This is a genomic window from Allopontixanthobacter confluentis (assembly GCF_009827615.1).
In the GTDB taxonomy this organism is placed as follows: domain Bacteria; phylum Pseudomonadota; class Alphaproteobacteria; order Sphingomonadales; family Sphingomonadaceae; genus Allopontixanthobacter; species Allopontixanthobacter confluentis.
The window spans coordinates 1364375-1376276 of sequence record NZ_WTYU01000001.1 but is presented as its reverse complement, the minus strand read 5'-3'; the positions used below and the strand labels follow the sequence as shown (position 1 = coordinate 1376276).

Sequence of the window (11902 nt, the reverse complement as noted above, 5' to 3'; positions counted from 1 at the left end):
GCTTGAGACCCCTTCAGGACCTTAACTGCCGACGTTGCTCGTGCGTAATTTCGGCTTTTGATCGAGCCCAGCATCCTTCTGGATGCGGATTCGAAATTCGTCACGCTTTTCGTGGATCGATGCAATGACCGGCCCCATTGCTACGCCAATGTCCACCAGCACGGCTTCTGACAATTGCAGCGAGCTTTCCAAAGTTTCGGGCACGGCATGGCTCGCGCCGCTGCGATAGAGTTCGGCGGCGTGGACAGTATCGCGCGCGCGGGCGATGATGGGCAAATCGGGGTAGGCCTTGCGCAATTTGGCCGTCAGGCGCTGGGCCAGAATCGGTTCATCCATGGTCAGGATAACTGCCAGCGCATGATCCACGCCGAGGCGGACAAGCGCATCGCCGCGCGCCGCATCGCCAAAGGTTGCGCGGTAACCCTTGCGTTTTGCGACCTCGATCAGGTCGGCATCGGAATCGATGGCCACATAGGGTTTGCCGTGCGTCGTCAGCATTTGAGCGACAAGGCGGCCAACCCGACCTGCGCCGATGATGATGACGCGCGGGGTGCCGCGGTCTTCCTCTGCCAGTTCTGGTGCAGGCTCCACCCGGCGGGCGATGATCCGCCCAAGCCGTGCCAGCACTGGCGTTATGGTGAGGCCGATGGCGGTGACAATCTGCCAGAATTGCGCGGTTCCCGGCTGAATGAGCAGGGCCGAACTTGCGGCGGCCAGAACGATCAGAGTGGTTTCCGATGGGCTGGCCATCAATATGCCGGTTTCGGTTGCTGTGCTGCGCCGTGCCCCCATCAAACGCAGCAACAGGCCGGTGACCAGCGCCTTGAATGTCAGAACCAGCACAACGGCCAGCATGATCGGGCCCAGATTGGCCCAGATGGTGGTGAGGTCGATGCTCATGCCCACGGTGATCAGGAACACACCTAGCGCCAGGCCCTTGAAAGGCTCCATAATGGCTTCGACTTCGCCGTGATATTCGGTTTCTGCAATCAGCAAGCCTGCCAGAAGCGCGCCGACGATGGGGGAAAGGCCAACCGCTGATGTGGCAAGGCTGGCGCCGATGACGACCAGCAGGCTGGCCGCGAGGAACAGTTCCGGGCTTTTCGTGCGGGCGGCTTGCGCAAACAGACGCGGCAGCGCGAGGCGGCCCAGCACCAGCAGCGCAATGACCACCAGCGCGCCCAGCCACAATGTATCGAACAGCCCTTCCCAGCCATCGCTTTGGGCATAGGGGGCCATGGCGCCAAGCATGAAGATGATGGGAACAATGGCAATATCTTCAAACAGCAACATCGACAGCGCGGCGCGGCCAACGGGGCTGGTGGTGCCCGCGATTGGCAGAACGATAGCAGTCGATGACAGCGCCAGAGCCAGGCCAAGGCCCAGAGCGCCAGTCCAGTACTGGCCCATCATGGACAGGAATATGGCCAGCATTCCGCCAATAATCAGCAGTTCCAGCGCGCCCAGGCCAAACACCATCCGGCGCATCGTCCATAATCGCTTGAACGACAATTCCAGCCCGATGGTAAACAGCAGCAGGATGATCCCGAATTCGGCAAATGGGTCCAGCGCTTCGGGGTCGGTGATGGTTACATGTTCAAGCCAGCCATACTGATACACCAGCTTGCCCAGCCCGAAGGGGCCGACCGCAAGGCCGATCAGGATAAAGCCGATCACCGGGGTAATCCTGAACCGGGTAAACACCGGAATCACGATCCCGGCTGCGCCCAGAATTACCAGCGCATCAGATAAAAACGGAGAGGAGAGTTCGCCAGCCATATTCGCACTCTATGGCAGGGCTGGCGCAGTTGTCACCCGCTTAACCGCCGCCGGGCGAATGTCTGCCGGTTGGCTTGGTGATGCCAGTGTCCCTGTCTTCGCCAATCCGTGTGTGCTGCGGCAGGGATCCCACGCGTTTATCCCACACGATGCGGTAAAGATCGAACCTGCGGTCAGCCAGATTCTGCACCGTGCCTTCTGCACGGGCCCAGCTCAGATCCGCGAGATTCACGTCACTGATGGTCAGTGTTTCGACATTTTCACTGGCTTCGGCTGCAATGCCGTCACGCGCAAAGGGGAAATCGCAAGGGGTCAGAATACAGCTCTGGGCATATTGAATGTCCATATTCGCCACATTGGGCAAATTACCGACATTGCCGCTCATCACAGTAAAGCACTGATTTTCGATGGCGCGGGCCTGCGCGCAGTAGCGTACGCGCATATAACCCTGGCGGCTGTCTGTGCAGAACGGGATGAAGATGATCCGCGCACCTTCATCCACCAGTCGGCGGGCAAGTTCGGGGAATTCGCTATCATAGCAGATCAGCACGCCAATCGGGCCGCAATCGGTCGGGATGGCGTCAATCGTATCGCCGCCCTTGATGTTCCACCAATAGGCTTCATTGGGCGTGGGGTGGATTTTTTCCTGGCTGTGGATCGACCCGTCACGCAGGCAAACATAGGCAATATTGTGGATATCGCCATCATCGAGGCGGGTCGGATGGGAGCCGCCGATGATGTTGATGTTATATTTCAGCGCCATGTCCGACAGGCCCTGACGAATGCGCGGGGTATAGTTGGAAAGCGTTTCGATCGCTTCCATCGGGGTAAGTTCGCGTTCCTCGAAGGACAGCAGCATCAGCGTGAACAATTCGGGAAAAACGATGAAGTCTGCTTCGTAATCCGCTGCGACATCGACGAAATATTCGACATGGCGCATGAACTCGTCAAAATCGGCAACCTGCCGCGCCTGCAATTGGCACGTGGCGATACGCACGCTTTCGACACCGCGCGGCAAGCGATGTTTCTTTGGCTTGTCCGTATCCACAAACGGGTTGCGCCACATCATGTGGACCGCAAAACCCTTCGATTTCTTGTCTTCCGGCAGATAGTTTTCAAGAATGCCGATGGGTTCGAACCCGTTGGCCAGCTGAAAACGCAGCACGGGATCGTGAATCTTGTTGTCCAGCACCTGATCGAGATAATCCTGTGCGCTCTCTACCTTGCGCCAGCTGCGCGACAGGTTCGGCATGCGTCCGCCAAAGACGATGCCTGACAGCTCGAGCTGTTCAGCCAGACTGCGGCGTTCTTCATAAAGGCGCCTGCCCAGCCGTGTTCCACGCACCTTGGGATCGACACACATTTCGTAGCCATACAGCCAGTCACCTGTGGGATCGTGGCGCGAGCCAAACCCGTTGCCGGTAATTTCGTCCCAGCTGTGCGGTTTCAGCGCGACATGCTCATCTAGCCGCATCGACGCGCAATAGCCCACCACCGTGCCATCCAGCTTGGCGACAAAGCATCCTTCCGGATAATTGTTGATCTGGCCGCGAATTTCACCGTGGGTATAGGCTGGCAGATCGGCATAGGCGCGGCGGACAAGGTCCGCGATGGCGCGCACATCTGCCGGACGCGCCTGGCGGACTTCGAGGCGGGCTTTGGATTTGGGGGCGCTCATACAGGCTCCTGCTTGTAAAATGGGGCGAGCAGGACTGGTCGCCGATGGTGTGGTGCTTGCGGGGCAGGACCATCGGGCCAGGGCGCAATCCAGATGGAATTAGCGTGGGATCAGCCGCCCTGGCACCTGATGATCAGGAACGGGTCAGGCCCAGCTCTGCATTTCCGTTTCGAGATTTGTGACAATCGTTTCGAAGAACTGCTCGGTGGTCAGCCAGTTCTGGCTGGGACCGATCAGCAGGGCCAGATCCTTGGTCATATTGCCCTTTTCGACCGTTTCGATGCAGATGCGTTCCAGCGTTTCGGCAAAGCGGACCACATCAGGCGTGTTGTCGAATTTGCCGCGATACATGAGGCCGCGTGTCCATGCGAAGATGGAAGCGATGGGGTTGGTGCTGGTAGCCTTGCCCTGCTGGTGCTGGCGGTAATGGCGGGTAACGGTGCCATGGGCAGCTTCCGCTTCAACGGTCTTGCCATCAGGCGTCATCAGCACGGACGTCATCAGGCCGAGCGAGCCGAAGCCCTGTGCCACTGTGTCCGACTGCACGTCGCCGTCATAGTTCTTGCAGGCCCAGACAAACTTGCCGTTCCATTTAAGAGCAGATGCCACCATGTCATCAATCAGGCGATGTTCGTAGGTGATGCCGGCTTCTTTGAACTTGGCTGCAAATTCGGCTTCGAACACTTCGTCGAACAGATCCTTGAAGCGGCCATCATAGGCCTTCATGATCGTGTTCTTGGTGCTGAGATACACTGGCCATTTGCGGTCCAGACCATAATTCATCGATGCACGGGCAAAATCGCGGATCGAATCGTCCAGATTATACATTGCCATGGCAACGCCCGGGCTTTCAAACTCGAACACGTCGAGATCGATGTTCTTGCCGTCAGCCCCTTCGAACACCAGGCGCAGCTTGCCAGCGCCAGGGATGAGCGTGTCTGTGGCGCGATACTGGTCGCCAAACGCATGACGGCCGATCACGATTGGGTCAGTCCATCCGGGGACCAGACGCGGCACATTGTCGATCACGATCGGTTCACGGAACACCACCCCGCCGAGAATATTGCGGATCGTGCCATTGGGCGAACGCCACATTTTTTTAAGGCCGAATTCCTCGACCCGCGCTTCGTCAGGAGTGATGGTCGCGCATTTTACGCCCACACCGTGCTCTTTGATCGCATTGGCGGCATCGACAGTGATCTGATCATCTGTCTCGTCACGCTTTTCGATGGAAAGATCGTAATATTTCAGGTCGACATCGAGATAAGGCAGGATCAGCCGCTCGCGAATCCACTGCCAGATAATCCGGGTCATTTCGTCGCCGTCGAGTTCGACGACGGGGTTTGCTACCTTGATCTTCGTCATGGTCTTCCTGTTTTTCGAATTTTAAGTTGCGCGGGCTTTAGCAGGTGGAAGCCCATGTGCAAGGTGGCGCTTGCATGTCAGCCCGGCAGCATGGGCGGCACAGGCCGGCGCGCGGGCCGAAAACGCGCAACGTCACCGATGACCAGATTGCCGAAAATTTTGAGAAAAGACCATGAATGGTGGGCGTAGAGAGAGTTGAACTCCCGGCCCCTGCGATGTCAACACAGTGCTCTACCACTGAGCTATACGCCCACTCTATTCATGTTCTGCCGTAACAGCAGGCGCGCCCTCTAGCCGGACAGTTCGGCAGGTGCAAGCGCAAGTTGGCCATTTGCAGGCTGAATTAGAGCGATGCCTGGGCCTGATCGGCGAAAATCCGTTCAACTTCCATCACCAGATCACGCAGATGGAACGGTTTTGACAGCACCTTGGCTTGGGGTTGTTCGCGGCTGGCCTTCAGCGTGACTGCCGCGAACCCGGTGATGAACATCACTTTTGTATGGGGGCTGAGTTCGTTGCAGCGCTGGGCAAGTTCGATACCATCCATTTCGGGCATCACGATGTCTGACAGCAGCAGATCGAAATGTTCTGTTTCCAGATATGGGATGGCTGCTGTCCCCCGATCAACTGCGACAACGTCATAGCCGGCATTTTCAAGCGCGCGCGCAAGATAGCTGCGCATCGCTTCTTCATCCTCTGCCAGAAGGATTCGATGGGTGTGTGACTGGTTCATGGCAAACCCTGTAGCGCAGTTCGCTTAAGAAATCTTTGTCAGCGAGGCGTTTTGTTCGGCCCTGAAGCTGTGCCTTGGCCGTGTGCTTTGACAAAGCCGGCGATACCGTTCAGCATTCCGGAATGAACGGTGGCCCGCGCAATTCCAACGATACCCGCATTTTGCGCGGTGGCGTGATTCCCGGCACATCCAACCCTGCGTTTATATTGCAGACACCTTCGGACCAGTCGATTCCGGTGCTGATTGCGGCGCCCCATGCAGGGCGCGATTATCCCGATTGCGTGCTGGAAGCGATGCGCGATCCGGAATATTCGGTCCTCCGGCTGGAAGACCGCTACGTTGACCGGATTGCGGCACAAGTCGCCGCCCAGACAGGTGCGGGGCTGCTGGTGGCGCAGGCGCCGCGTGCGATGATAGACCTTAACCGTCATAGCGATGATGTGGATTGGGAAATGATCCGCGATGGTCTACCCGGCGATCAGGTGCGCAATTCTGGCAATCGCCGGTCACGCAGCGGGCTGGGCCTGATCCCGCGCCGGTTGCCCAGATTGGGGGAAATCTGGAAAGGCCAGATCAGCAAGGAGCAATTGCAGGACCGGATTGACACTGTCCACCGGCCCTACCACCGCGCATTGGCGCAAGCGCTGGAATCGCTGCGCGACAAATGGGGTGCGGTGCTGCTTCTGGATCTGCATTCCATGCCGCCGTTGAAACCCCGCCATGAAGGGGATCTGCCCGCAGAATTTGTGCTGGGTGACAGGTTCGGAGCATCCAGCGATGGTATTCTGGTGGCCAGCGCATTTTCCTATCTGGCGCGCCATGAACGCCCCTCAGCGCATAACCGGCCCTATGCGGGCGGCTATGTGCTGGACCGGCATGGTTTCCCTGCACGGGGCATTCACGCAATCCAGCTTGAGATTTGCCGCACTGCCTATCTGGACAGGCATCTGGCCGAACCCACCGCCAGAATGAATGCGATTATTCGGCTGCTATCGGGGCTGGTGCGTGAATTGGGCGAATATACCGCATCGCTGGGCCGCGAAGGCAGTCTGCCGATGGCTGCCGAATAGGACGACACTCGTGCCGGCCTGCACCACGCCCAACGCAAAAATATCAAAAAAAACCACCTCGCACGTTTCCGCGCGAGGTGGCCAAGGTTCAGGGAGGTGGTGCACCTGAGTGCACCGGTTCAGGCGGGCTATGAGGGTGGCGCCGCCGAACATCTGCAAGATAGGAGGCACGCCGGGCGAGTTCAAGCCCGCCGTGCCTCCATCCAGTCTCGGTCTATCGTGTCTTTGGCCAGCCGCGGTTAGGCAGCAGGTCCAGCAGCAGCCGGAGCAGCCAGTTGCGGACCCTTGCCCTGCTGCACCTGACGGGAAAAGATAGCGCGCATCAGGTCGAGGGAGAACAGATGCGCGTGGATCAGCGCCATCAGGCCATTCTGGTTCCAGGTGCGCAGAACATCACCGCGCACTTCGCGCAGCTTTTCCTGATCGATCATCTGGAAGCCGCGATACACAAACGGATTTTCCTGATTATCCGTCTGCGAGATGGCGATTTCGCCGTCCATCAGCAGCTCGTGCTTGGTAAGTTCATCAATGAAGGCCTTGGTCCGCACGCCGGCTTCTTCAAACCGTTCGCAGAATTGCAGGATTTCATTGGTGCCTTCAGACGGCTTGCCTTCTGCATCGAACAGCGGCGTGCCATCTTCAAATTCGCCCAGCGATTCGGTGGTGGGGTCAAAGCACAGGGACAATTCCTCGGCATCCTGCGTCAGCCGTGCCAGCATGAACGGGTAGCGGCGGATATAGGCAGGCAGATAGACAGGCTCATTGACCTTGCCTTGCTCGTCCACAAATGTGTTTACGCCTTCGTTCAGGCCCATCAGCGCCAGCGGCAAGGGGTTGTCGCCTGACGAGAACACGATCGGGTAATCGCGCTGCGCCTGCACGAATTCATCCACCGTCAGCGGAATGGCATGCTGGCTGACCAGCCAGGTGGCAGCTTCAATCGGCTTGGTTTTCCAGGTCGAGTGATCGCGGCTGTTGAGCGGCATAAGGTCGTTGTAGAACAGGGGCAGGGTGGGCTGCGGCGCGCTGGCCATGGGATCTCTCCATCAAGTCGAAAAACCGCCAGAAAAAGCTGGCAAATCCGAGAAAATCATTTCGATGGCAGCCCGGCAAAGGTCCGGCCAGCCCATCGCGTGAAGCGCGCGCTGTAAGGGCTGGCGCGCTGCGAAGCAAGGGGCGGCAATGCTGCGAGCGCAGGCATTTGCCGGGCCATGCGGCGAGAGGCAGGTTTATCCTGATGCACCGCGCCCTGCCAGCGGCGTTTATGCAGGGCCAGTCGGGACCAGCTTGCCCGGATTGAACAGGCCTTTGGGGTCGAGCGCATGTTTCACACTGCGCATCATGGCCAGCGACACCGGATCACCCAGCCTGCCCAGTTCATCCCTCTTCATCTGGCCAATGCCGTGCTCCGCGCTGATGGACCCGCCCCAGCTGGTAACGCGGTCATGCACGAACATGCTGATCTGCCTGCCGTGCGCCAGTTCCCATTCCCCAGCGACCGCGCCCGCAGGTGCCAGCACATGAAAATGGACATTCCCGTCGCCCAGATGGCCGAAGGCATGGGCTCTGGTGCCGGGGAAACGGGCTTCTACTTCTGCCACTGTCTGGTCCACAAATTGCGCCATCAGTTCCACTGGAACGGAAATGTCATGCTGCATGGCAGGGCCGATTGCCCGCTCGGCTGCTGAAATCGAATCGCGCAAATGCCAGAATGCCTCGGCCTGGCTTTCGCTGGCGGCAATGGCGGCATCTTCCAGCAGGCCAGCTTCCATGGCGCTGCCAAGAATATCCTCCGCCCGCTGATACAGTGCATCGTATTGGTCAGGCTGTGCCACCAGTTCAACCAGTGCGTACCAGGGGTAGCGCGCATCCAGCGGTGATCGTGCATCAGGCTGATGGTCCAGAACCGAGGTCAGACATTCGTCAGGCACAATTTCGAACCCTTCGAGAATATCGGCCGCTTGCGCTTCGCAGTGCACTAGCAATTTTCGGGCATCGATCACAGAGGCAAGCCCCGCCCATGCCACCACGCGGCCGCCAATGGCGGGCAGCAAACGCACCGTGGCAGCCGTGACGATGCCAAGCGTACCTTCCGATCCGATCAGCATCTGTTTCAGGTCAAATCCGCGATTGTCCTTCTTCAGCGGAGTAAGCGAATTGAAAATGGACCCATCGGGCATGACCGCTTCCAGACCCAGCACCTGCGCGCGCATCGTGCCGTGGCGGAGCACCTGCGTGCCGCCGGCATTGGTCGAGATCAGGCCGCCAATCGTGGCGGAACCCTTGCCCCCAAGCGTAAGCGGGAAGCGCATGGCGCGTGCTTCTGCTGCCTCGTGAAGGGATTGCAGGATAACGCCTGCTTCGCACAGGGCCTTTCCTCCAGCCCCGCCGGACATGCCGTTATTGTCGCCCGTCTCGCCGCCTGCCGTATCGATTTTGCGAATGGCATTCATCCGCCGCAGCGACAGCACGATGGCATTGCCGCTGGTGTCGGGCGTGGCCCCGCCGGACATGCCGCTGTTGCCGCCCTGCGGCACAATCGCAATATTGAACTGGCTGCATAATCGGACCAGATCAGACACCTGCTGCGTGCTCTCAGGCGAAGCCAGCGCCAATGCCGCGCCGTGATAGCGCCCGCGCCAGTCAGTCAGCCACGGGCCTACCAAATCTTCATCCTGGGTAAAACCGCGTGGGCCAAGCAGCGCGGCAGCGGCTGCGCAAAATGCGTCCTGATCGTTCATGAGCCTGTTATGGCACAAGGCGGCAGCAATTCGCCAGTCCGGCGATGCACAGGTTGCAGAAATATGCAGATGGATTAAGCCGCCGTTCAACCGTTCAGAGTATGGGGGCATATGACGAACACGGGCCAGCGTAAATGCGCGGGCCGGTCATGGAGTTTGAACGCCACTGGATATGTCCAGCCTTTCTGTCTTTCTTGCGCCGCTTGCGCTGCTGATCTCGGCTTCTGTTGCAGATGCACCCGGCAGTGATGCGCCGCATCTGGTGCCGCGGGCGGATATTGCAGAGACCCAGACAGATGGCGCTGCCCCCGGCTGGCTGATGCTGGATGCACTGGAAGCAGCCGCAATCAACCAGCAGGTGCGGATAGAACGCCGTCTGGTGGTGCGTATTTCCCCGCGGGCGCCGATTGTGCGTCAGAACATGGCAGCAGATATCCTGACTGCCCCTGTGCCTGCGCGGACAGTAGAGCGGAAGTTCGGCAAATGCGTCCCTGTAAATGGCATTGCCGGCGTCCAGCCGACCAGGGATAACCGCCTGATGCTGTTCATGCGTGACCAGCGCGTTATTACGGCCCGCCTCGAAAAATCCTGCCGCGCCAATGATTTCTATTCCGGTTTTTACGTTGAACGCAGCAAGGACGGGTTGCTTTGCATTGACCGCGACAAGCTGCATTCGCGTACCGGAGCCAATTGCGAAGTGAACCGCATGCGGCAGGTGGTTTCCGAATAACGCCAGCGCAGATATTTGGCCTTATAGTGACTGCGCGCCATTTTCTTGACTTTTCTCGCCGTAGCGCGCAAATGCGCGGCGGTTTTACTACAGGCTACATTCGCCTGCATCCACGGGCATCGTGCCCCAACAACCGGACAATCTGACTTACATGACTTTTGCCGATCTCGGCCTTTCCGATAAATTGCTGCAAGCGGTGGAAACCTCTGGCTACAGCGAGCCTACGCCTATTCAGGCCCAGGCCATCCCCGCAGTCCTGATGATGAAGGACATCATTGGCATCGCCCAGACGGGCACTGGCAAGACCGCCAGCTTTGTTTTGCCAATGATCGATATTCTCGACAGTGGACGCAGACGCGCGCGTATGCCGCGCTCCCTCATTCTCGAACCGACCCGCGAACTGGCGGCACAGGTGGCGGAAAACTTTGAAAAATACGGTGCCAAGCACGATCTGAAGATGGCGCTGCTCATCGGCGGTGTGCAAATGGGCGATCAGGTAAAGGCGCTGGATGAAGGCGTTGACGTCTTGATCGCGACTCCTGGCCGCCTGATGGACCTGTTCGAACGCGGCAAGATCATGCTCAATGGCTGCGAATTGCTCGTCATCGACGAAGCGGACCGGATGCTGGATATGGGCTTCATTCCCGATATCGAATTCATCTGCGACAAGCTGCCAACACCGCGCCAGACCCTGCTGTTTTCGGCAACCATGCCGCCGCCGATCAAGAAACTGGCGGACAAGTTCCTGACCAATCCCAAGCAGATCGAAGTGTCGCGCGCGGCATCGACTAATGCCGACATCGCCCAGTTCAAGGTGATGATGACCCCGCGCAAAAAGCGCGAGGCGCTGCGCTGGTTCCTGCGCAATGACAATGTCAGCAATGCGATTGTTTTCTCCAACAAGAAAACCACCGTGCGCGACCTTGCCAAGATGTTGAAGAAAGAAGGCTTCAAGGTCGGTGAGATCCATGGTGACATGGACCAGTCCAGCCGGATTGCCGAACTGGACCTGTTCAAGGCAGGCGAAATCAACATTCTGGCAGCATCCGATGTTGCCGCACGCGGTCTGGACATCAAGGGCGTGAGCCATGTGTTCAATTTCGACACGCCGTGGCACCCTGACGATTACGTCCACCGCATTGGCCGCACCGGCCGCGCCGGTGCCAAGGGCCGCGCATTCACTTTCGTTACTGCGGAAGATGCAGAAGCCATCGCCAATGTCGAGAAGCTGACGGGCGGGCCAATCCCGCTTTACGCACCGGCCAAGGCTGCGCCAAAGCCAGCCCGCGATGACACAGCTTGCGATGACCCAGTTCGCGATGACCCAGTTCGCGATGAGACGGCTCGCGATGAAAAGGCGGAACACGCGCCGCGCACGAGGCAGCGAGCAGACAGCAACCGCGCGCAGGAGAGGCGGCCTGCTGAAGAACGCAAGCCACGCGGCCGCCGCAAAGCTGCGGATGATACGCGTCAGACCGAACAGGCGGACGTGCCGGAGCGGGCATCAACCCCACGACCAGCGCCGGAGCGGCGGGCAGAGCGTGGACCGCGCAAGGTGTCTGACAAGGCGCCGGAACAGCCCCGTTATCACCACCGTGATAATGACGGGCCAAGCGAGCCGGGCGAGTGGAACGGGCCGATCCCGGGCTTCCTGGAAGTTTCCGCGATCAACTGACAAATCCCAAACAAAACGGGCCAGACGAACTGTCTGGCCCGTTTTGGTTTTAACCCACAAATGGCCAGTTCAAGTTGGCACCTGGCTTGGCCCCCTTTTTGGCCGGACTAATTTGGCGCCGCTAATTTGGC

Annotated in this window: 9 protein-coding genes and 1 tRNA gene; 3 read left to right on the top strand and 7 right to left on the bottom strand. The window is 58.9% G+C overall.

Annotation, left to right across the window (positions count from 1 at the left end):
* Positions 1-21 precede the first annotated feature (21 nt).
* The 5 genes from GRI44_RS06480 to cpdR form a co-directional block, all read right to left on the bottom strand.
* The gene (locus GRI44_RS06480; protein WP_160600557.1) at positions 22-1779 is read right to left on the bottom strand and encodes a cation:proton antiporter domain-containing protein; all 1758 of its coding nucleotides are present in this window, start codon (positions 1777-1779) and stop codon (positions 22-24) included.
* A gap of 40 nt (positions 1780-1819) precedes the next feature.
* The gene (locus GRI44_RS06475) at positions 1820-3457 is read right to left on the bottom strand and encodes a bifunctional GNAT family N-acetyltransferase/carbon-nitrogen hydrolase family protein (protein WP_160600556.1); all 1638 of its coding nucleotides are present in this window, start codon (positions 3455-3457) and stop codon (positions 1820-1822) included.
* Positions 3458-3601: 144 nt separating this feature from the next.
* Positions 3602-4822, bottom strand: a complete 1221-nt coding sequence (locus GRI44_RS06470; protein ID WP_160600555.1) for an NADP-dependent isocitrate dehydrogenase — start codon at positions 4820-4822, stop codon at positions 3602-3604.
* A gap of 177 nt (positions 4823-4999) precedes the next feature.
* A tRNA-Val gene (locus tag GRI44_RS06465) sits at positions 5000-5074 on the bottom strand.
* Positions 5075-5165: 91 nt separating this feature from the next.
* On the bottom strand, positions 5166-5555 hold the full coding sequence (gene cpdR, locus GRI44_RS06460) for a cell cycle two-component system response regulator CpdR (RefSeq protein ID WP_160600554.1): 390 nt from the start codon (positions 5553-5555) through the stop codon (positions 5166-5168).
* 122 nt (positions 5556-5677) lie between these two features.
* Here cpdR and GRI44_RS06455 point away from each other — a divergent pair, with 122 nt between their 5' ends.
* Positions 5678-6625: an N-formylglutamate amidohydrolase gene (locus tag GRI44_RS06455; protein WP_160600553.1), complete on the top strand. Its 948-nt coding sequence runs from the start codon at positions 5678-5680 to the stop codon at positions 6623-6625.
* Positions 6626-6864: 239 nt separating this feature from the next.
* Here the strand turns inward: GRI44_RS06455 and GRI44_RS06450 are convergent, their stop codons facing one another.
* Both GRI44_RS06450 and GRI44_RS06445 read right to left on the bottom strand, forming a co-directional pair.
* A complete protein-coding gene (locus tag GRI44_RS06450; RefSeq protein ID WP_160600552.1) occupies positions 6865-7659 on the bottom strand; it encodes a SapC family protein in 795 nt (264 codons plus the stop codon).
* Positions 7660-7887: 228 nt separating this feature from the next.
* On the bottom strand, positions 7888-9366 hold the full coding sequence (locus GRI44_RS06445; RefSeq protein ID WP_160600551.1) for an FAD-binding oxidoreductase: 1479 nt from the start codon (positions 9364-9366) through the stop codon (positions 7888-7890).
* A 172-nt stretch (positions 9367-9538) separates the two neighbouring features.
* Here GRI44_RS06445 and GRI44_RS06440 point away from each other — a divergent pair, with 172 nt between their 5' ends.
* Both GRI44_RS06440 and GRI44_RS06435 read left to right on the top strand, forming a co-directional pair.
* Complete coding sequence (locus tag GRI44_RS06440) at positions 9539-10096, top strand: hypothetical protein (protein ID WP_160600550.1); 558 nt, start codon at positions 9539-9541, stop codon at positions 10094-10096.
* 151 nt (positions 10097-10247) lie between these two features.
* Positions 10248-11771, top strand: a complete 1524-nt coding sequence (locus GRI44_RS06435; RefSeq protein WP_160601333.1) for a DEAD/DEAH box helicase — start codon at positions 10248-10250, stop codon at positions 11769-11771.
* Positions 11772-11902 lie beyond the last annotated feature (131 nt).